19 protein-coding genes are annotated in these 20,238 nt (G+C 41.5%); 16 read left to right on the top strand and 3 right to left on the bottom strand.

Features of this window, described 5'->3' with window-relative positions:
- Window positions 1-4: 4 nt before the first annotated feature.
- Together J580_RS11880 and J580_RS11875 are read right to left on the bottom strand one after the other, a co-directional pair.
- Window positions 5-358, bottom strand: coding sequence for a hypothetical protein (locus tag J580_RS11880; RefSeq protein ID WP_002120022.1), 354 nt, complete (start codon window positions 356-358; stop codon window positions 5-7).
- A 92-nt stretch (window positions 359-450) separates the two neighbouring features.
- On the bottom strand, window positions 451-1,869 hold the full coding sequence (locus J580_RS11875; RefSeq protein ID WP_032004301.1) for a sensor domain-containing diguanylate cyclase: 1,419 nt from the start codon (window positions 1,867-1,869) through the stop codon (window positions 451-453).
- 425 nt (window positions 1,870-2,294) lie between these two features.
- Here J580_RS11875 and ndhC point away from each other — a divergent pair, with 425 nt between their 5' ends.
- The 15 genes from ndhC (at window position 2,295) to J580_RS11800 (ending at window position 18,483) form a co-directional block, all read left to right on the top strand.
- Entirely contained in the window at window positions 2,295-2,846 is a 552-nt protein-coding gene (gene ndhC, locus J580_RS11870; protein WP_002120061.1) for an NADH-quinone oxidoreductase subunit A, read from the top strand.
- A gap of 6 nt (window positions 2,847-2,852) precedes the next feature.
- Window positions 2,853-3,530 carry a NuoB/complex I 20 kDa subunit family protein gene (locus tag J580_RS11865; RefSeq protein WP_002120034.1) on the top strand — a complete coding sequence of 226 codons (678 nt, stop codon included), beginning with the start codon at window positions 2,853-2,855 and terminating at the stop codon, window positions 3,528-3,530.
- Window positions 3,531-3,614: 84 nt separating this feature from the next.
- The gene (gene nuoC, locus J580_RS11860; protein ID WP_002120052.1) at window positions 3,615-5,402 is read left to right on the top strand and encodes an NADH-quinone oxidoreductase subunit C/D; all 1,788 of its coding nucleotides are present in this window, start codon (window positions 3,615-3,617) and stop codon (window positions 5,400-5,402) included.
- 13 nt (window positions 5,403-5,415) lie between these two features.
- Complete coding sequence (gene nuoE / locus J580_RS11855) at window positions 5,416-5,925, top strand: NADH-quinone oxidoreductase subunit NuoE (protein ID WP_002120040.1); 510 nt, start codon at window positions 5,416-5,418, stop codon at window positions 5,923-5,925.
- Window positions 5,922-7,253, top strand: a complete 1,332-nt coding sequence (gene nuoF / locus J580_RS11850) for an NADH-quinone oxidoreductase subunit NuoF (RefSeq protein ID WP_032004300.1) — start codon at window positions 5,922-5,924, stop codon at window positions 7,251-7,253. The genes nuoE and nuoF overlap by 4 nt, the downstream gene beginning before the upstream one ends.
- 11 nt (window positions 7,254-7,264) lie before the next feature.
- Window positions 7,265-9,949 (top strand): NADH-quinone oxidoreductase subunit NuoG, encoded by a 2,685-nt coding sequence (gene nuoG, locus J580_RS11845; protein ID WP_032004299.1) that lies wholly within the window; start codon window positions 7,265-7,267, stop codon window positions 9,947-9,949.
- A 3-nt stretch (window positions 9,950-9,952) separates the two neighbouring features.
- Window positions 9,953-10,969: an NADH-quinone oxidoreductase subunit NuoH gene (nuoH, locus tag J580_RS11840; protein ID WP_004703499.1), complete on the top strand. Its 1,017-nt coding sequence runs from the start codon at window positions 9,953-9,955 to the stop codon at window positions 10,967-10,969.
- An 18-nt stretch (window positions 10,970-10,987) separates the two neighbouring features.
- Window positions 10,988-11,530, top strand: coding sequence for an NADH-quinone oxidoreductase subunit NuoI (nuoI, locus tag J580_RS11835; protein WP_002120012.1), 543 nt, complete (start codon window positions 10,988-10,990; stop codon window positions 11,528-11,530).
- A complete protein-coding gene (gene nuoJ / locus J580_RS11830) occupies window positions 11,530-12,048 on the top strand; it encodes an NADH-quinone oxidoreductase subunit J (RefSeq protein ID WP_014205902.1) in 519 nt (172 codons plus the stop codon). The genes nuoI and nuoJ overlap by 1 nt, the downstream gene beginning before the upstream one ends.
- Complete coding sequence (gene nuoK / locus J580_RS11825; RefSeq protein ID WP_000529822.1) at window positions 12,048-12,356, top strand: NADH-quinone oxidoreductase subunit NuoK; 309 nt, start codon at window positions 12,048-12,050, stop codon at window positions 12,354-12,356. Before nuoJ ends, nuoK begins: the two co-directional genes overlap by 1 nt.
- Window positions 12,353-14,242 carry an NADH-quinone oxidoreductase subunit L gene (gene nuoL, locus J580_RS11820; RefSeq protein WP_002120008.1) on the top strand — a complete coding sequence of 630 codons (1,890 nt, stop codon included), beginning with the start codon at window positions 12,353-12,355 and terminating at the stop codon, window positions 14,240-14,242. The genes nuoK and nuoL overlap by 4 nt, the downstream gene beginning before the upstream one ends.
- Before the next feature lies 1 nt (window position 14,243).
- Complete coding sequence (nuoM, locus tag J580_RS11815; RefSeq protein ID WP_002120006.1) at window positions 14,244-15,842, top strand: NADH-quinone oxidoreductase subunit M; 1,599 nt, start codon at window positions 14,244-14,246, stop codon at window positions 15,840-15,842.
- A 2-nt stretch (window positions 15,843-15,844) separates the two neighbouring features.
- Window positions 15,845-17,338 carry an NADH-quinone oxidoreductase subunit NuoN gene (gene nuoN, locus J580_RS11810; protein ID WP_032004298.1) on the top strand — a complete coding sequence of 498 codons (1,494 nt, stop codon included), beginning with the start codon at window positions 15,845-15,847 and terminating at the stop codon, window positions 17,336-17,338.
- A gap of 100 nt (window positions 17,339-17,438) precedes the next feature.
- Window positions 17,439-18,074 (top strand): uracil phosphoribosyltransferase, encoded by a 636-nt coding sequence (gene upp, locus J580_RS11805; protein WP_002120045.1) that lies wholly within the window; start codon window positions 17,439-17,441, stop codon window positions 18,072-18,074.
- A gap of 115 nt (window positions 18,075-18,189) precedes the next feature.
- Complete coding sequence (locus tag J580_RS11800; RefSeq protein WP_032004297.1) at window positions 18,190-18,483, top strand: cold shock domain-containing protein; 294 nt, start codon at window positions 18,190-18,192, stop codon at window positions 18,481-18,483.
- Window positions 18,484-18,502: 19 nt separating this feature from the next.
- Here J580_RS11800 and gigC read toward each other — a convergent pair whose 3' ends face one another.
- Complete coding sequence (gene gigC, locus J580_RS11795; RefSeq protein WP_002120024.1) at window positions 18,503-19,387, bottom strand: LysR family transcriptional regulator GigC; 885 nt, start codon at window positions 19,385-19,387, stop codon at window positions 18,503-18,505.
- Between the two features lie 86 nt (window positions 19,388-19,473).
- Here gigC and J580_RS11790 point away from each other — a divergent pair, with 86 nt between their 5' ends.
- Window positions 19,474-20,235 carry a ferredoxin--NADP reductase gene (locus tag J580_RS11790; protein WP_032004296.1) on the top strand — a complete coding sequence of 254 codons (762 nt, stop codon included), beginning with the start codon at window positions 19,474-19,476 and terminating at the stop codon, window positions 20,233-20,235.
- Window positions 20,236-20,238 lie beyond the last annotated feature (3 nt).

Below are 20,238 nucleotides of genomic sequence, written 5' to 3'. Positions count from 1 at the left end.
CTATTTATAGTTGAGTCGCATCTGGTTCCAAAATAGGTTTTCCGCTTCTTAAGCTGGTTAAGGCATCGGAATTAAAATCGATCAGTAACGAATTGTTTTTTGCATCAATCTGGTATTTTTGTATAAGAGGTTGATCTCCATTAAGCGTTTCTATTTTATATTCATCTGCAATATGCAAAATACCTTCTAGGTTTGTTGTCGTTGACGCAAAATCCTGTCTAAATATTTCATAGACATCCCGCAAGTCAAAAATTGCATTGTTGGCATCTGGATGTTTGTGAATATAGCTTTCTATATGTCGCACCAGTAATTGTGCAAACAAGTAGTAGTTTGGTTTATGCGTATATTCTAGAGTCATGCATTTTTCTCCTTATTATCTGTTATTAGCATACATGGCAAAACACGGGTTATTGTATAAAATTCATTACACTAGATGATGAAATGAAAATATTATAAAGAGATAAACACTCGATTACGTCCTTGGCGTTTTGCTTGATATAGAGCGTCATCTGCTTCTTTAAATAAACTTTCAATCGCTCGATGGGAAGATGGGGAATATAAGCTTATTCCAATACTCACCTGTATAAAAATTGGTAATTTCCCATAAATATAAATCGGTTGCTGACTAATTTTAATTCGAATTTGTTCAGCCAGTTCAAATGCACTTTCCTTGGTGGTATCTGCAATAAAAATGGCAAACTCTTCACCTCCAAAGCGACCTAATAAATCATGAGGATGTAAAATATTTTGAATCGTGGTGACACAAGTTTGTAGCGCCCGATCACCGATTTGATGACCATAGTTGTCGTTAACTTGCTTAAAGTGGTCGACATCAAGCATGAAAAAAGCTGAGGTCTTATTTTCTTTTTGTACTTTTTCTTGAAGTAATCTGACCGACTGTAAAAACTGGCGTCGAGTCAGACTTGAAGTTAGTTCATCATGTGCAATGGCATGTTGAAGTTTTTGAATTAACTCTGAATGCAAAACACTAATACTAGAAACCGTAAGTGGGGCAATCGTCATCATAATTAACCCAATACGGATTGAAATTGTATTGCTGAAATATTCGTTTGGATAGAGCAAAAGGTAATGTCCAGAGACATGATAAATAATATAAGCACTGGTAAAGCTAGTAATGAGTGCAACAACAATAGGTTTGTAGCGAATGGCACACCAGATCAGTGCAGCAATCGGGTAGAGGAGCGAACCCGGGCCAGAGTCATAATAGCTAGCAGCAATCGAAATAAGCACAGCGCCAAAAGGTAAAAGGTCGGTTGGTTGTAGGCCACGATTTCTTGAAAAGTAATGCTTAACCTGACTATATTGAGGAATGTTCAATATGATAGGTAAAAGAAGCAAGGCATTTTGCAGTTCTGAAGTGAACCAGTAACCAAACTCATCCAACAAGCCACCAATCATAAATTTGGTATTAAACATAGGCACGAAAGTTGCTGCAAACAATGCACCTACTACGCTACCTATTCCGCATAATCCAAATAAAAAGAGGTAGGAATAACCGCGATAGGCCGCCTTAATATGTTGATTAAAAAACATATAGAGCGCAAACGTAGTAACAACATAAAGAAAGTTTGATGTTGTTAAAACAAGTGTGAGAGCAAATGGAGTGCCCTGAAATAAGTCAGCAATCACATATCCTATATAGGCACCTAAAAATGCGCTTGGTCGGCGTGTGATTGGGAAACGAATAAGCAACCCGAGCAAAACCGAATTGGCAGGCCAAAAGAATGCAAGAAAACTTAAAGGGCGAGATGCAATGCCAATGAAACAACATACTGCAATAATAATGCTAAACAGGAGAAAAAATTTTAAAAAGGAGAGAAATGAAAATTCACGAAGTGAGTATGGCATCAGCTGCCCTTAATGATAAATACTCTTATCCAAGAGTAATAAAATATTATGCATGATTAAACATTCATCATAATTCAGAGGAGAAGCTGAATACAATAAAAAACAAACTAATATTATAAAAAAGTAAGTTATAAAAAGTTAATAAGCGCTTCAACTGTGTAAATATTCTAAAATTAAAAAATGAAAAAAATCATCATAAATAAAGAAACAATTAAATAAACCGATTATGTGCGGTGAAACCCCCCTTACAACACATAGATGAATAGTTTTGTCTAGAAAATCATCCGAAAGACTAAGACGCTTCAACTAGCATGGGAAATTAGAAATCAGGTACAATTGGCGGGATTAATTTTGTGTTTGGTGTATTTGAAGGCCAATACATACATTCTTTGTTAAATAATAGGCCTGCCAGGAGTTATCCCCGCATGAGTGCCATTACTCCATACGACTGGGCGATTATCGCCTTCGTGATCGGCGTTACATTTCTTTGCGTCTTTATGCTCACAGTTCCCTTACTCCTCGGGGGAAAATCGTGGGGACGTGCTAAGCAAGAGCAGTTTGAATCAGGTGTCGTGAGTGCTGGTGGCGCTCGCATTCGCCTGTCTGCAAAGTTCTATTTAGTTGCAATTTTCTTTGTTGTCTTCGACTTAGAGGCACTTTACCTCTATGCATGGTCTACTTCTGTGCGTGAAGTAGGGTGGTTGGGATATACCACTGTAGTGATCTTTGTCGTTGATTTATTGATTGCGCTTGTTTATGCCTTCTCTGTAGGTGCTTTAAGTTGGTCACCAGCAGATCGCCGTAAATCAGCAGGTGAGGCGGTTAAAATCGGTTCACCAACAATGAACATTGCTGAAATTACACGCTTTAATTCTATTGAAGAGCTCGTAACTGACCCTACAGGCCAGATTCCAGCTCAATCATCAGGTCGTGTTAAGTCAAAAACTACACCTGCATTGTCATCTGAAAAGGAGTAAGTCGGGATGAAATATACTCTGACCCGCGCGAATCCGGATGCTGATCAATACCCATTGCAAGAACGTCAAATTGTGACGGATCCGCTTGAAGAGGAAGTGAATAAAAACGTATTCATGACTCGTTTAGAGGATGTCTTGCATACAGCAGTAAACTGGGGACGTAAAAACTCTTTGTGGCCATTTAACTTTGGTACCTCATGTTGTTACGTCGAATATGCAACGACCTTAACAGGTGTGCATGACTTGTCACGTTTCGGTGCAGAGGTTATCCGTGCTTCACCTCGTCAGGCTGACTTGATGATTGTTGCAGGTACCTGTTTCGTAAAAATGGCACCAGTTATTCAGCGTCTGTATGAACAGATGTTAGAGCCTAAATGGGTTATTTCGATGGGTGCTTGTGCAAACTCTGGAGGTATGTACGACATCTATTCAGTAGTACAAGGTGTAGACAAAATTATTCCTGTTGACGTGTACGTCCCAGGTTGTCCGCCTCGTCCTGAAGCATTAATTCAAGCTTTAATGCTTTTACAAGACCAGATTCAATTAGAGCGACGCCCGCTTTCTGCCGTGATCGGTGATGATCTTCAGCCAGTATATAAGCCAAAGATGATGCCAGAACGTGACCGTAAGAATGCAGAGCGTATTGCCGTTAAAAACTTACGCTCTATGGATGAGATTAAATAATTTTTTGACGGTGTTTTGACATATCTAACTGATATGTTCATCGAGAAAATTGACAGAATTTGTATTAAATAGGAAGCCAAGCCAATGGCTGAAACTGACATTGCTATGCCAGAGTCAACAGCAGTTGATTCACGCCCAGCATTTGCAATCGTAGAAGAGCTCAAAACCAAATTTGGTGAGAACTTTTACGTGCAGGCGACTTTTGAAGAGTTTCCAACAGTCTGGGTCGAGCGCGCACGCGTGCAAGAAGTCCTTATGTTCCTGCGTAAAGTGGAACGTCCGTATGTAATGCTGTTTGACTTATCTGCGATGGATGAACGTTTACGTGTTCATCGTGATGGTTTACCAGCATCTGACTTCACTGTGTTCTATCATTTATTATCGCTTGAGCGTAATAGTGACATTCGTATCAAGGTTGCCTTGAACGAAAATGATCTAAACATTCCGACAGCGACAAATATCTGGCCAAATGCCAACTGGTATGAACGTGAAGCTTACGATATGTTCGGTATCAATTTCGAAGGGCATCCAATGCTCCGTCGTATTTTGTTGCCAACCTATTGGGAAGGTCATCCGCTTCGTAAAGAATATTCAGCACGTGCGACAGAATATACGCCGTACATGCAAGACAAAGCGAAACAAGACTTTGAACAAGAGCACTTACGTTTTGTACCAGAAGACTGGGGCCTTAAGCGTGGTAACGCTGATGAAGACTTCATGTTCTTGAACTTGGGTCCTAACCATCCATCTGCACATGGTGCGTTCCGTGTTGTATTGCAGTTAGATGGCGAAGAAGTGAAGGACTGTGTACCTGATATCGGTTATCACCACCGTGGTGTGGAAAAGATGGCTGAACGTCAAACATGGCATTCTTTCATTCCTTATACTGATCGTGTTGACTACTTAGGTGGTTGTGCTCAAAACATGCCGTATGTAATGGCTGTAGAGCAAATGGCAGGGATTAAAGTTCCTGAACGTGCGCAAGTGATTCGTGTCATGTTGAACGAATTGTTCCGTATTAATAACCACTTGTTATTCTGTGGTACGGCAATTCAGGATGCCGGTGGTATGACACCAGTATTCTATATGTTCGCAGACCGTCAAAAAGTTTACGACATTGTTGAAGCAATCACGGGTTACCGTATGCATCCAGCATGGTTCCGTATTGGTGGTACAGCACACGATCTTCCAAACAACTGGCAAAAGCTTGTTAAAGAATTGCTAGAGTGGATGCCTAAACGCTTAAATGAATACTACACAGCGGCATTGAAAAACTCTGTGTTTATTGGACGTACGCGTAATGTTGCACAATACGATGCCAAATCTGCACTCGCATGGGGTGTAACTGGTACTGGTTTACGCGCAACAGGTATCGATTTTGACGTACGTAAATATCGCCCATACAGCGGCTATGAAAACTTCGATTTTGATGTGCCGGTTGAGTATGAAGGCGATGCATACGCACGTGTGCTTGTTCACTTCCGTGAAATTACCGAGTCGCTAAAAATTATTCAACAGTGCTTGGATAACATGCCTTCTGGTCCATACAAAGCGGATCATCCATTGGCTGTTCCACCACCGAAAGATAAGACATTACAAGATATTGAAACCTTGATTACGCACTTCTTGAGCGTTTCATGGGGTCCTGTCATGCCAGCGGGCGAGTCATCATTTATGACTGAAGTGGTTAAAGGTGCAAGTACTTACTACTTGACTTCAGATAAAGCGACCATGAGTTATCGTACTCGTATTCGTACACCGACGTTTACTCACTTACAGCAAATGCCTTCAGTGATTAACGGAAGTTTAGTATCTGACTTAATCATTTATCTGGCGACCATTGACGTGGTTATGGCTGACGTGGATCGCTAAGAGGTAACACATAATGATGATTTTGACTGATAAAAAACCACGTGTGAATGTCGAAGGGATTTTGACTGCGGAAGAAATTCACGAAATCGAACATCACATTGGTCACTATCCATACCCTCGTGCAGCCTCTTTGGATGCATTGAAGTGTGTACAGCGCCGTAATGGTTGGGTAGATGACGCTCAAATGAATGCCATCGCACAGTTGTTGTCGATGAGTGTTGCTGATTTGGAAGGCGTTGCAACATTTTACAACCGTATCTATCGTCATCCGGTAGGTCGTCACGTAATTTTGCTTTGCGACTCAATTGCTTGCTTCTTAATGGGTGCAGAAACACTTGCTGAAGCATTCCAGCGTGAATTAGGAATTCAGTATGGTCAAACGACACCAGATGGTCGTTTTACATTGCTTCCAATTTGCTGCCTAGGCAACTGCGACAAAGGCCCAACTTTAATGATTGATGAAGATACTCACGGTTTAGTCGAAGTGACATCAATTAAACAGTTATTGGAGAAGTATGTATGAATACTGAACCAAAACCAATTTATGGCGACGGTAATCCGGAAACTCATCCGCTCACTTGGCGTTTAAGCAAACAAGAAGCGGTACGTAGTGCTGATGATTACGAAGCACTTGAAGGCTATGCTGGCTTTAAAAAAGCTTTAGGCATGAAACCTGCTGAAGTGTTAGACGTCATTAAAGCTGCAACTGTAAAAGGTCGTGGTGGTGCGGGTTTCCCAGCGGGGATTAAATGGTCATTGATGGCACCAAATGATGGTGGTCCACGTTACTTGATCTGTAATGCTGACGAAATGGAACCGGGTACCTTTAAAGACCGTTTGTTGATGGAAAAACTTCCACATCAATTGATCGAAGGGATGTTAATTGCGGGTTATACCTTAGAAGCAACTCAAGGTTATATCTTTATCCGTGGTGAATACATTGAGGCTGCTCAATATCTAAATGAAGCGTTAGAACAGATTCGTGCTAAAGGTTATTTAGGCGAAAATATCTTAGGTTCTGGCTGGAATTTTGATCTGCATGTACATACGGGTGCAGGGCGTTATATCTGTGGTGAAGAAACTGCATTGATTAACTCGCTTGAAGGCCGTCGTGCTAACCCACGTACTAAGCCACCGTTCCCGCAAGTTGCTGGAGCATGGGGCCGTCCGACGATTGTGAACAACGTTGAAACTTATAACAACTTGCCAGCAATCATGCTTCGTGGGCCAGAGTGGTATATCGGCTTTTCAGCGGGGAAATCAAAAGATCCAGGCACTAAAATTTATGGTGCATCGGGTAAAGTTAAATTCCCTGGTCTTTGGGAATTGCCATTTGGTACAACTGCGCGTGAAGTGATTGAAGATCATGCAGGTGGTATGCGTGAGGGCTTAAAGCTCAAAGCATGGTTACCGGGCGGTGCTTCAACTGACTTTTTACCAGCAGATACCATTGATTTACCAATGGATGCAGACACGATTATGAAAGCAGGTTCTCGTTTGGGAACATGTTTGTTAATGGTGGTAGATGAAACCCAATGTATGGTATCGCTCACTCGTAACTTAGAAGAATTCTTTGCGCGTGAATCATGTGGTTTCTGTACACCATGTCGTGATGGTTTGCCATGGGCTGTTAAAGCGCTTAAAGCACTTGAAGCAGGCGAAGGTAAGAAAGAAGATATCGACCATTTACAAGAACTAACTCGTAAATTATGGATTGGTAAAACTTTCTGTGCCCACGCACCAGGTGCGATGGAGCCGCTTATGGGCGCACTCAAACATTTCCGTGGTGAGTTTGAAGCGAAAGTGACGAATCGTCCTGTCGTGCAAACCAGCAACGTAGAACAAGCTTAAGGAATTCGACTATGGCTACAATTCATGTCGATGGAAAATCGTATGAAGTCAACGGCTCGGAAAACTTGCTACAAGCATGTTTGAGTCTGGGCATCGACATCCCATATTTTTGTTGGCATCCATCCTTAGGTTCGGTTGGTTCTTGCCGTCAATGTGCTGTTACGCAATATGCGAATCCAGAAGATACGCGTGGTCGTTTAGTCATGTCTTGCATGACTCCAGCATCTGACAATACCTATATCTCAATTGAAGACAAAGAAGCAACGGATTTCCGTGCATCTATTGTTGAATTTTTGATGACCAACCACCCACACGACTGTCCAGTTTGTGAAGAGGGGGGTCACTGTCATTTACAAGATATGACTGTAATGACAGGTCATGACCGTCGTCGCTACCGTTTTACAAAACGTACGCATTACAACCAAGAACTCGGCTCATTCATTGCGCATGAAATGAACCGCTGTATTGCTTGTTACCGTTGTGTTCGTTACTACAAAGACTATGCGGGCGGTACAGACTTTGGCGTATATGCCAATGCATCTCGTGTTTACTTTGGTCGTCCGGAATCAGGTACTTTAGAGTCTGAATTCTCTGGTAACTTGACTGAAGTATGCCCAACAGGTGTATTCACTGATAAGACTCATTCAGAGCGTTATAACCGTAAGTGGGACATGCAGTATGCACCAAGCGTGTGTCAAGGCTGTTCTTCTGGCTGTAACATTTCTCCGGGTGAACGTTATGGTGAAATCCGTCGCGTAGAAAACCGTTTTAATGGTTCGGTTAACCAGTACTTCCTTTGTGACAAAGGTCGTTTTGGCACAGGTTATGTGAACCGTGCAGACCGTCCACGTCAGCCTCAGTTCCGTAATGGTGAAACTGTTGCAACTGTTTCTGTCGATCAAGCTCTCGATCAAGCGATTGCTAAGCTTCAAGGCAAAAAAGTTTTGGGTATTGGTTCTCCTCGCGCAAGCTTGGAATCGAACTACGCATTACGTGAGCTTGTAGGTCAGGCAAATTACTCAACTGGTATTGCACAAAAAGAGCAAAAGCTTGTTGAACTTGCTGCATCTATCATGCAAACCGAGGGTATCTACAACCCGAATATGCGTGAAATTGAAAGCTATGATGCTGTTCTGATCTTAGGTGAAGACCTAACTCAAACTGCACCTCGCATGGCATTGTCTGTTCGCCAAGCTGCGAAAAACAAAGCGCGTGAAATGGCTGCAAAAACACGTACACCAGATTGGTTAGCTGAGCCTGTACAACGTATTGGCCAAGAAGCAAAATCTCCGGTTTACATTTTAGCTGCAACTCAAACTCGTCTTGCTGACGTTGCAACTGGTGAAGTGGTTGCTTCTCCAAATGACATCGCACGTTTAGGCTTTGCAGTTGCTGCGGCAGTGAATGGTGAAGTTGTAAGTGGTTTAGATGAAGATGCAAAAGCATTTGCTCAAACCATTGCTGACACTCTAAAAGCAGCAAACAAACCATTAATTATTGCGGGTACAAGCTTGCAAGATGCTTCTATTATGGAAGCTGCTGCACAGTTAACTCAGAACTTAGGTTCTAAAGCTGGTTTAAGTCTTGTAGTTCCTGAAGTGAACTCTATGGGCTTGGCATTGTTCGGTGGTTTAAGCCTTGAACAAGCATTTGCTCAAGACTACGACACGCTTGTTATTGTTGAAAATGACTTGTTCCGTCGCTTACCAGCTGCTCAAGTAAAAGCTGCATTAGATAAAGCTGAAACAGTAATCGTGCTTGATCACAGCGAAACTGAAACTGTGAAACAGGCTGATATCGTTCTTTCGGCAGCAAGCTTTGCAGAGGGTGATGGTACTGTTGTAAGCCAAGAAGGTCGTGCACAGCGTTTCTATCAAGTTTACGATCCAAGCTACTACAAACCTGAATATGCAATTAAAGAATCATGGCGTTGGTTACATGCCATTGAAACTGGCATTAAAGGTAAGGTTGTAGATTGGACATTGCTTGACGATGTAATTGAAAGCATCGTGAAAAATGTACCAGTACTTGAAGCTATCCAAGATGTAGCACCAGATGCGGGTTATCGTGTACATGGCTTGAAAATCGCGCGTGAACCACGTCGTTATTCAGGTCGTACAGCAATGCGTGCACCGTTATCGGTTCATGAACCTAAACAGCCTACTGATCCAGATTCAGCATTAACATTCTCAATGGAAGGTTATGTTGGTCCGCAAAAAGCATCATCATTAGTACCGTTTGCATGGGCTCCGGGTTGGAACTCCCCGCAATCTTGGAACAAATACCAAGATGAAGTCGGTGGTCACTTAAAAGGTGGTGATTCTGGTGTTCGTTTATTCGATCGCTTGGCAAAACGTCCTGCACGTAGCTACGTTGCTCCAGTGCCAGTCGTTGCAAACCCTGAAAGTTTCCGCTTAGTACCAATGCATCATATTTTTGGTTCTGGCGAATTCACGATTAAAACACCTGCAATGGAAACTCGTATTCCTGAAGCTGTGTTTGCAGTGGGCGAACAAGATGCAACTCGTTTGAACCTTCAAGAAGGTCAACGCATTACGGTAAAAGCAGGCGAAACAACTGTGAGCTTGCCGGTACAAGTAATTGAATATTTACCTACAGGTTATATTGGTTACCCAGTTGGTTTAGCACCAATGGTGTCACTAGCTGAGCCTGTTTCAGTGGCTTTAGGAGTGTAATTCATGAATCAAGAAATTATACGTCAAACGCCACTTTGGGCTGAGAACTGGCCGATTGCTTACGCTGTCGTTCAAGCAGTTGTAATTTTGCTTGTTGTAGTTTTAGTTGCAGCGTTGATGTCTTTTATTGAGCGTCGTTTACTTGCTTGGTGGCAAGACCGTTATGGTCCAAACCGTGTTGGTCCTGGTGGTATGTTCCAGATCGTTGCCGACATGCTCAAAATCATGTTCAAAGAAGACTGGACACCAAAGTTTGCTGACAAACTTACATTCCGTTTAGCACCAGCTGTTGCAATGGCAACAGCGGTTCTTTCGTTCATGGTAATCCCGGTGAGTCCTTCACTGGGTGTTGCTGACATGAGTATCGGCTTGTTGTTCTTCATGGCAATGGCTGGTATTGCAGTCTATGCAGTATTGTTTGGTGGCTGGGCTTCAAATAACAAATATTCATTGCTTGGTGGTTTACGTTCAGCTGCTCAAACTATTTCTTATGAAGTGTTCTTGGGTATTTCATTGATGGGTGTGGTTGCAATTGCAGGCTCATTTAACCTTCGTGAAATTGTTGAAGCACAACGCGATGTTTGGTTCGTTATTCCACAATTCTTAGGTTTCTTGATTTTTGTGGTTGCTGGTGTTGCGGTAACTCATCGTCATCCATTTGACCAACCAGAAGCAGAACAAGAATTGGCAGAAGGTTACCATGTTGAATATGGCGGTATGAAATGGGGTATGTTCTTCGTTGCTGAATATGTCAACGTAGTACTGATCTCTGCATTGATCGTGACTTTATTCTTTGGTGGCTGGTTAGCGCCATTCAATTTAGAAATTCCATTTGTTCCACCAGTATTCTGGTTTGTGATTAAAACAGCATTCTTTGTAATGATGTTCGTATTGGCACGTGGTTCTTTAATGCGTCCACGTTATGACCAAGTCATGAACTTTGGTTGGAAAATTTGTTTGCCATTGGCGTTGGTCAACTTGTTAGTGACTGGTGCTGTGATTCTGATGAATCAGGCCTAGGACAGCAGGGAGTACAAAATGTATAAATTTCTAGCTGGATTCGGATCAATTGTACGTACGTTGCTCATGGTGTTTAGCCATGCAACGCGTAAACGTGACACGATTTTATATCCAGAAGTTCCGGCTGAACAGATTGTGCCGCCACGCTTTCGTGGTCGTATCGTATTAACACGTGACCCTGATGGGGAAGAGCGTTGCGTAGCATGTAACCTATGTGCGGTTGCATGTCCGGTTGGCTGTATCTCACTACAAAAAGCAGAAACAGAAGATGGTCGTTGGTACCCGGAGTTTTTTCGTATCAACTTCTCACGTTGTATTTTCTGCGGTATGTGTGAAGAAGCTTGTCCAACAACTGCGATTCAGCTCACACCAGACTTCGAGTTAGGCGAATATGTACGTCAAGACCTTGTTTATGAGAAAGAAAACTTACTCATTTCAGGTCCAGGCAAATACCCAGATTACAACTTCTACCGTGTAACGGGTATGGCAATTAACGGTAAAGAGAAAGGTCAAGCACAAAAAGAAAGTGCACCAATCGATGTACGGAGTCTATTACCATGATGTGGCCGTTTTATTTGATGGCACTCGTGGCCATCGTTTCTACGGTTCGTGTAGTGACTAACACGAACCCTGTACACGCTCTACTTAGTCTAATTGTTTCATTGCTTGCTGTTGCTGGTATTTTCATGATCGTGGGGGCGCCTTTTGCAGGTGCTCTTGAAATCATTGTTTATGCCGGAGCAATTATGGTTCTGTTTGTCTTCGTGGTGATGATGCTTAACTTAGGTCAACACACCGTTGAACAAGAACGTAAATGGCTTTCTTCAGATGCTTGGGCATATCCAGCACTCATGAGTTTCTTACTCGGCTTGCTTTTAGTTTGGATGCTTGGTGGTGAATACACCACTATTTCAGCACCGCTTGGGGCACAAGTGATTGGACCAAAAGTAGTTGGTCAAGCACTCTTTACTCACTATTTATTATTGGTTGAAGTTGCCGCGATGTTATTGCTAGCAGCCCTTGTTGCAGCATACCACTTAGGTAAACGTGAACCAGGTGCAGAAGAGGAAAAAGAATAATGGGCCAGATTCCTTTAGAACATGGTTTGATTGTTGCAACCATCCTTTTTGCACTCGGTTTTTACGGTGTAATGGTGCGACGCAACCTATTATTTATGTTAATGAGCCTTGAAATCATGATGAATGCTGCAGCATTGGCATTTGTTCTTGCGGGTAGCGTATGGGCACAACCAGATGGGCAAGTGATGTTCATCTTGATTTTGACCCTTGCAGCAGCAGAGGCATGTATCGGTCTTGCGATTGTCCTTCAGTTCTATCATCGCTTCCATCATTTGGATGTGGATGCTGCTAGTGAGATGCGCGGATGAGTTATTTATATTTAACAGTATTATTTCCGCTAATCGGTTTTATTTTATTGGCGGCAGGACGAGACAAACTCTCTGAAAACGTTGCAGCAGTTATTGGTGTAGGTTCTGTAGGTTTATCTGCATTATTTGCACTCATTGCTGGAATGGCATTTACCACGAGTGGTCAGCAAGTTTTTGTTCAAAACTTGTGGACATGGTTCAATGTTGGTGGTTTTGCGCCGGGCATTAGCTTACATTTAGATGGCTTATCTTTACTCATGATGGGCATGATTACGGGTGTTGGTTTCTTAATCCACATCTTTGCTTCATGGTACATGCGTGGTGAAGAGGGTTATGCGCGTTTCTTCTCTTATTTCAACCTGTTTGTTGCAAGCATGCTTGTGCTTGTATTGGGTGACAACTTGGCGTTGTTATTCTTGGGTTGGGAAGGCGTAGGTCTTTGCTCTTACTTGCTGATCGGTTTCTATTATGCAAACCCTGCAAATGGTTGGGCTGCGATCAAAGCGTTTACAGTGACCCGCGTTGGTGACGTATTCTTGCTTATTGCTTTATTCTTGCTTTACCAACAATTTGGTACGCTGAATACTCAGTACATCGTTGAACACGCAGCAGAAGTAATGACGAAGAGTTCGTCACTTACAATCTGGACTGCATTAATGTTGTTCTTGGGTGCTGCTGGTAAGTCTGCTCAAATTCCATTGCAAACATGGTTGGCAGATGCGATGGCAGGTCCAACACCTGTTTCTGCATTAATCCACGCTGCAACAATGGTAACGGCTGGTGTGTACTTATGCTGCCGTCTATTCAGCGTATTTGAACTTGCTCCTGAAGTGATGCAATTCATTTCGGTAACTGGCGCGGTAACTTTGTTAGTTGCAGGTTTTGCTGCACTTGTACAAACAGACATCAAACGTATCTTGGCTTACTCAACAATGAGTCAGCTTGGCTATATGTTTATGGCTGTAGGTGCGGAAGCGTATCAAGCTGGCTTGTTCCATATGTTGGCTCACGCATTCTTTAAGGCATTATTATTCTTGTCTTCTGGTGCGGTGATTCTGGCTTATCACCACGAGCAAAACATTTTCAAAATGGGTGGTTTGTTCAAACGTAACAAATTCCTGTTTGCTTGTTTCGCGATTGGTGGCGGTGCATTAGCAGCGATTCCATTCTTGACTATTGGCTTCTTCTCTAAAGATGCGATTCTTGGTGAAGTTTGGGTACAAGGTCAATCAGTTGCTTTATATCACACCTTATATTGGGTGGGTGTAGCAGGTGCATTCCTGACTTCAATCTATACATTCCGTTTAATCTGGGTTGTATTCTTTGGTCAAGAAAACACGCCTTACCATGAAATTAAAGGTGCAACTTACTGGGCTCCACTGGGTATTCTAGCTGTATTGTCTACTTTTGTTGGTGCGGTATTAAAAGCACCGGTAGCAGGTATTCTGAATACTGCAAAAATTCCTGAATTCCATGTCGCTGAACAATTTGTAGAAGGCATGCATGGGGCAGAGCACTTAGCAGTAGGTATTGCACTAGTTGGTCTAGTTGTTGGTATAGCATTATTTACATTTGCTTATGGTGCAGTGAAATCATTCGCTCAAACAAGTTTGGGTTCAGGTTTGGCACATATTTGCCGTACCGCTTTTGGTTTTGATGCATTGTATGACATCGTTTTTGTTAAACCTTATTTATTCTTCGCCAAAATCTTTGGCCGTGATCCGATTGACGGTTTGTGGTTAGTTCTTCCTGCACTCGTGAAAGGCGGAAACAGTTTTACAAGCTCACGTCAAACAGGTTCATTGCGTGAATACGCATCAAGCATGTCACTCGGTGTAGTGGTGTTATTGATGATCTTGATCGTTATTCAGGTAGTGGGGAAATAAAATGGAAAACAATTTAATTTTACCCGCGCTGATCCTTGTTCCGTTCATTGCCGGTTTTATTTGTTGGTTAGTCGATAAGCTCGACAAAACTTTGCCACGCTGGATTGCCTTAATTGGTATGCTCATTACTTTGGGCTTAGGTCTTGCACTTTGGCAAAGTGGAACTTATAGCTACGAGTTGGGTTCTAAAATCCCAACTTGGTCTGCTGAGTTCTATTTACCGTGGATTCAATCACTCGGTATTGGCATTCACTTAGCTGTGGATGGCTTATCTTTACTCATGGTGCTATTAACAGCGTTACTTGGTGTACTTGCTGTTGGTTGTTCATGGGGCGAGATTCAAAAGAACGTTGGTTTCTTCCACTTAAACCTATTATGGAGTTTAGGTGGCGTTATCGGTGTATTCTTAGCGATTGACTTGTTCTTGTTCTTCTTCTTCTGGGAGATGATGCTTGTACCAATCTACTTCTTGATTGCGTTATGGGGTCATAAAGGTTCAAATGGTCGTTCACGTGTTTACGCTGCTACTAAGTTCTTCCTTTACACACAGATTGCCGGTCTAGTGATGTTAATCGGTATCCTAGGTCTTGTAGTTTATGGCTACATGATGACAGGCATGATCGGTTTTGATTACAACTATTTATTAGCTGTAGCTAACCATTTACCTGCAGGCTTAGCTTACGGTTTTATGATCTGTTTCTTCATCGGTTTTGCGGTGAAATTACCAGTATTCCCATTACATGGTTGGTTACCAGATGCGCATGCTCAAGCTCCTACAGCAGGTTCTGTAGACTTAGCGGGTATCTTGATTAAAACAGCTGCGTATGGCTTGCTTCGTTTTGTTATTCCATTCTTCCCGACAGCTTCTGCACAGTTTGCAGACATTGCGATTATTTTCGGTTTGATTGGTATTTTCTACGGCGCATGGTGTGCTTACCAGCAAACTGACATGAAACGTTTACTTGCGTATACGTCGATTTCACACATGGGCTTTATCTTACTTGCAATCTATGCAGGTAATATTTTGACTTTCCAAGGTCTAATGATCATGATGTTGGCACATGGTTTGTCATCAGCTGCATTGTTCATTATGTCTGGTCAAATCTACGAACGTTTACATACACGTGATTTACGTTTAATGGGTGGTCTTCGTGGCCAGCTTCAGTACTTGCCATTTTTCTTGATGTTCTTCGTTGCTGCTCTTGTAGGTGTACCAGGTTTAGGTAACTTTATTGGTGAATTCCTGATTTTGATGGGTTCATTTAATAAATATCCTGTCTTCACGATTCTTGCTTCTATCAGCCTTGTATTTGCAGGTTTATATGGCTTGATCTTGATTCACCGTGCTTTATTTGGTGAACCAAATCCTGAACAAAAGCAACATTACACTAGTCCATTGAAAGACTTATCTGCTCGTGAAGTTGGTATTTTGATGATTTGTGCGATTGGTCTCGTTTGGCTTGGTATCTACCCACAAACATTCTTGGATGTATCTCATTCAAGCATGCAGTGGTTGGTCAATAGTTATGTGCCAGTACAAGAAGTCGTTGAAACTGTTCAGCAAACAGCTACTCAACTTGACCATGTGGAGATCCAATAATCATGAACTTCACAGTATCATTCTCTACGCTTATGCCTTTAGCTCCGGTGATGATTGTTGCTTTGACAACAATCGTCGTCATGCTGTTAATTTCAATTAAGCGTAATCATAATTTAATCGCAACAGCTTCTGTTGTCGGTTTAAACCTTGCTGCACTTTATATTTTATTTGCAATATTTGGCGGTAAGTTTGTACCGGCAAATGTGATGGGCATGTTTATGGTTGATCCATTTACCATGTTCTATCAATTTATGATTTTGATTGCGGCATTGGCATGTTGTACTTTGTCTCATGCTTACATTGAAACTTATAAAGACAACCGCGAAGAGTTATATCTTTTGTTACTTGCTTCAGTAGCAGGTGCAATGTTGATGGTTGCAAGCTCTCACTATGCATCGTTCTTCATTAGCCTTGAGTTAATGTCGATTCCTGTATATGGCTTACTTGCTTATACTTATCAACGTAGTAACTCACTTGAAGCGGGTATTAAATACCTTGTACTTTCAGCGACAGCTTCGGCAATGTTGTTGATGGGTATGGCATATATCTATGCATATACAGGTTCGCTTTCATTCTATGATTCTGTACAAGCATTATTTGAAGCAATCAAACAGCCAATGGTGTTATTAGGTTTAGCACTTATTATCTTTGCTGTTGCATTTAAATTGTCGCTTGCGCCGTTTCATAAATGGACACCGGATGTATATGCAGGTGCACCAGCGCCAATGGCAACTTTCTTAGCGACTGCTGCTAAAGTTGCAACAATTGGTTTGTTCGTGCGCTATATGCTTGCTTCAGGCGCAATGATGGTGAACTCGTTAGTAACTATTTTGACGATCATTGCTGTATTGTCGATTTTAGTTGGTAACTTACTCGCTGTTCGTCAAGTTAATTTAAAACGTATTCTTGGTTATTCATCTATTGCTCACTTTGGTTATTTGTTAATTGCTTTAATTAGTATGACTTATGCGAGCTTGGGTAGCGTAACTGTATATGTAGTGTCTTATGTATTAACAACTATTGGTGCCTTTGGTGCAGTAGCGTTAATGTCTAGCCCATATAACAACGTAGATGAAGCACAAAGCCTTGCAGACTACCGTGGTTTGTTCTGGCGTCGTCCAGTACTTACAGCAACTTTAACAGTCATGATGTTATCTTTGGCTGGTATTCCATTAACAGCAGGCTTCATTGGTAAGTTCTTGGTGGTAATGGCTGCTGTAACAACTCAACACTGGTTCTTAGCTGCAATGATTATTGTGGGTAGTGGTATCGGTTTGTACTATTACTTACGTGTGATGGTTGTAATGTACATGACACCACCGGAAACTCCTCGTATTGATGCAGATGCTCATTGGGGACAAAAAGTGGGTGGTTTAATGGTATTGGCTGCTGCTGCCTTAGTTATTATTTTGGGTGTTTATCCAGATCCAATGATTAATTTGGCATTAAAAGCAGAAATTTTATCTCCATTACATTTCATGCTTTCACAACAGTAATTCTGGTGTACAAAAAAGCCTCCAAATCTGGAGGCTTTTTTTTATTGAGCGTTAAAAAAAGATTATAATAAATACGTTTTTATATTTTTAGGTAACATCTGTGGCCATTCAAGAAATTCGTCACCCACTTATTCGTCATAAATTAGGCTTGTTACGCCGTGCTGACATCAGTACTAAGAATTTCCGTGAGCTTGCTCAGGAAGTGACTATGTTGTTGACTTATGAAGCAACAAAAGATTTACCAGTTGTGGATTGTGAAATTGATGGATGGGCTGGAACTGTTACTACTCAGCGTATTGCTGGTAAAAAAATAACGATTGTACCGATTTTACGTGCTGGAATTGGTATGTTAGATGGTGTACTTAATCTAATTCCAAGCGCAAAAGTGAGTGTTTTAGGTCTTGAGCGTAATGAAGAAACTTTAGAAGTTCGCACGTATTATAAAAAACTAGTTCCAGATGTCGCTAACCGTCTTGCGATGATTATTGACCCAATGTTAGCAACGGGTAATTCGTTAGTTGCTGCTATTGATGTGTTAAAGGCGAGTGGTTGTAAAGATATTCGTGTTATGGTGTTAGTTGCCGCTCCAGAAGGTGTTGCTAAAGTTGAAGCAGCTCATCCAGATGTGCAAATTTATACAGCATCTATTGATAATGGCTTAAATGAACAAGGTTATATTGTTCCTGGCTTGGGCGATGCTGGCGATAAAATTTTTGGTAGTGTACAAAAAGATTAATTTTTTGAAATCGCATTAAAAAGAGACTTCATTAAACCGTATAATTTTAAAACGGAATCGTGAGTCTCTTTTTTATTTACCGCAACAACTGGATTGGAAAAGTAGGGGAAAGATCATGAAGCAAGAGTTTTATACTGGATGGGTAAAACAATATAACGCTGATAAAGGGTTTGGTTTTATTGAAACTAGTGAAGGAGATATTTTCTTTCATATTTCTGATTTCCCTGCATCAGAGGGCGAACCGAAAAGAAATGAAAAAGTGAAGTTTCTTGCCGCAGATAATCAGGGCAAATTTAAAGCGATCAAAATTGAGCGTGTTGACCCGAATCCTGCGAAAACCAAGAAAAATAAAATTGCGGATCACAATAAAGCGATCACAAGCGAATTGCTATCAAATTTTCGACGCTAATCAATGAAAAGATCAGGTTTTAAACCTGATCTTCACAGAATTGTAAGAAAGCTTTGAGACCTGGACCCTGATATTTTTGACGGTGTACCAGCATATAAAGCGGACGGGTAAGCTGCCAGAATGGTGTATCTAAAATTACTAATTGTCCCTTTTCAATTAAAGGTTCAATGGCTAGTTTAGAAATACATGACATACCTAAACCACCAGCAACGATTTTTAAAATTGCTTCATTGTGACCTAGGGTTAAGCGAATATTCGCGTCTGGCAGATCTTGCAATATCGCATTATCAAACACTTCACGAGTCCCTGAGCCTTCTTCACGTAAAATCCATTCGACTTGAAGAAAATCATGCGCTGTTAGAGGTCTATTTAAACGTGCTAACGGGTGATTTGGGGCACAGCAAACTGCAAGTTCATCATCACGCCAATGAATACATTGGAGTTGAGGTAAATGACATGATCCTTCAATTAAAGCTAAATCAAGTTGGAATTGATTGACTGCTTCAATCATTTGGCGTGTATTGCCCACTTGTAATTGCAAATGTGCTTTAGGATGATGCTGTAAAAAGTTTGCCATTAAATCTGGCATGAGGTAATCACTAATCGTTAAAGTGGCCCCAATACGTAAATCAATGCTTTGCAATTCACCTTTTGCAGCTTGCTCAAAAGCTTCACAGCGACCTAATATTTCTAATGCTTGAGGCAATAGAAAACGACCTAAATCATTAAGCTGTAATCGTTTACCTAAACGATCAAATAGAGGAGCACCAAGGCCATCCTCTAAATCGGCTAAAGCCATACTTGCTGCACTTTGCGTCAGTCTGACCGCATCACTGGCTTTAGTGACAGTTCCTTCTTGAGCGACTGCTACAAAAACAGCCAACTGGCGTAATGTCATGCGCATGTTTAAAAAGCCTTAACGTTTAAAAGTATTCATTATTTCGGCTGTCATGCTAACATGAGCGCACTATTTCATGCCACGTTGAAATCATGTCAATTGAAAAATTTAGCGTAGAAAAAGTTTTATCTGTACACCGCTGGACTCCAACTCTTTTCAGTTTCACCATGACTCGCCCTGCACATTTTAAATTTACTGCTGGGCAATTCGCACGTATTGGGCTAAAAGTTGGAGAGGAACTCGTTGTTCGTGCTTATTCGGTAGTCTCATCACCATTTGATGAAACGCTTGAGTTTTTTTCGATTGTAGTACCAGACGGTGCATTTACGTCAAATCTTCAACATTTAAAGGTAGGAGATGAGCTTTATTTAGAAAAAATACCTTATGGTTATTTGACTTTAGCTCGCTATCAACAACCTTTACCGCATGATTTATGGTTATTGGCAACAGGTACGGGTTTAGCTCCATTTTTATCGATGCTACAAGACTTCGATACATGGTCTAAATATCAAAAAATTAATTTGGTCTACAGTGTCCGTACCGCAGCTGAGTTAGCTTATGTTGATCGTATTCAAGAGATTGCTGAAACTTTTGGGGAAGGACATAACGGATTTAAATTTATTCCGATTATTACTAGAGATCCATCTGCGCCATTGCATGATCGTTTGCCGATTCTGATTGAAAATAGTGAATTAGAAAAATCTGTTGGTATAGAGCTGAATCCTGCCACAAGCCACGTCATGCTTTGCGGAAATCCGCAAATGGTAGATGACACGAAAGAGGCTTTAAAACGCCGTGGTTTGACGATGAACCGTCGAGGTGAGGGAAATATTGCGGTAGAAAATTACTGGTAATAA

Source organism: Acinetobacter sp. 1542444, from assembly GCF_000581835.1.
Taxonomy (GTDB): Bacteria; Pseudomonadota; Gammaproteobacteria; order Pseudomonadales; family Moraxellaceae; genus Acinetobacter; species Acinetobacter pittii.
This window is presented reverse-complemented; position numbering and strand designations above follow the sequence as displayed.

Bases quoted from the DNA above. Each gene is read 5' to 3' on its own strand.
- J580_RS11880 (WP_002120022.1), bottom strand. From the start codon at position 358: ATGACTCTAGAATATACGCATAAACCAAACTACTACTTGTTTGCACAA.
- J580_RS11875 (WP_032004301.1), bottom strand. From the start codon at position 1,869: ATGCCATACTCACTTCGTGAATTTTCATTTCTCTCCTTTTTAAAATTT.
- ndhC (WP_002120061.1), top strand. From the start codon at position 2,295: ATGAGTGCCATTACTCCATACGACTGGGCGATTATCGCCTTCGTGATC.
- J580_RS11865 (WP_002120034.1), top strand. From the start codon at position 2,853: ATGAAATATACTCTGACCCGCGCGAATCCGGATGCTGATCAATACCCA.
- nuoC (WP_002120052.1), top strand. From the start codon at position 3,615: ATGGCTGAAACTGACATTGCTATGCCAGAGTCAACAGCAGTTGATTCA.
- nuoE (WP_002120040.1), top strand. From the start codon at position 5,416: ATGATGATTTTGACTGATAAAAAACCACGTGTGAATGTCGAAGGGATT.
- nuoF (WP_032004300.1), top strand. From the start codon at position 5,922: ATGAATACTGAACCAAAACCAATTTATGGCGACGGTAATCCGGAAACT.
- nuoG (WP_032004299.1), top strand. From the start codon at position 7,265: ATGGCTACAATTCATGTCGATGGAAAATCGTATGAAGTCAACGGCTCG.
- nuoH (WP_004703499.1), top strand. From the start codon at position 9,953: ATGAATCAAGAAATTATACGTCAAACGCCACTTTGGGCTGAGAACTGG.
- nuoI (WP_002120012.1), top strand. From the start codon at position 10,988: ATGTATAAATTTCTAGCTGGATTCGGATCAATTGTACGTACGTTGCTC.
- nuoJ (WP_014205902.1), top strand. From the start codon at position 11,530: ATGTGGCCGTTTTATTTGATGGCACTCGTGGCCATCGTTTCTACGGTT.
- nuoK (WP_000529822.1), top strand. From the start codon at position 12,048: ATGGGCCAGATTCCTTTAGAACATGGTTTGATTGTTGCAACCATCCTT.
- nuoL (WP_002120008.1), top strand. From the start codon at position 12,353: ATGAGTTATTTATATTTAACAGTATTATTTCCGCTAATCGGTTTTATT.
- nuoM (WP_002120006.1), top strand. From the start codon at position 14,244: ATGGAAAACAATTTAATTTTACCCGCGCTGATCCTTGTTCCGTTCATT.
- nuoN (WP_032004298.1), top strand. From the start codon at position 15,845: ATGAACTTCACAGTATCATTCTCTACGCTTATGCCTTTAGCTCCGGTG.
- J580_RS11800 (WP_032004297.1), top strand. From the start codon at position 18,190: ATGAAGCAAGAGTTTTATACTGGATGGGTAAAACAATATAACGCTGAT.
- gigC (WP_002120024.1), bottom strand. From the start codon at position 19,387: ATGCGCATGACATTACGCCAGTTGGCTGTTTTTGTAGCAGTCGCTCAA.
- J580_RS11790 (WP_032004296.1), top strand. From the start codon at position 19,474: ATGTCAATTGAAAAATTTAGCGTAGAAAAAGTTTTATCTGTACACCGC.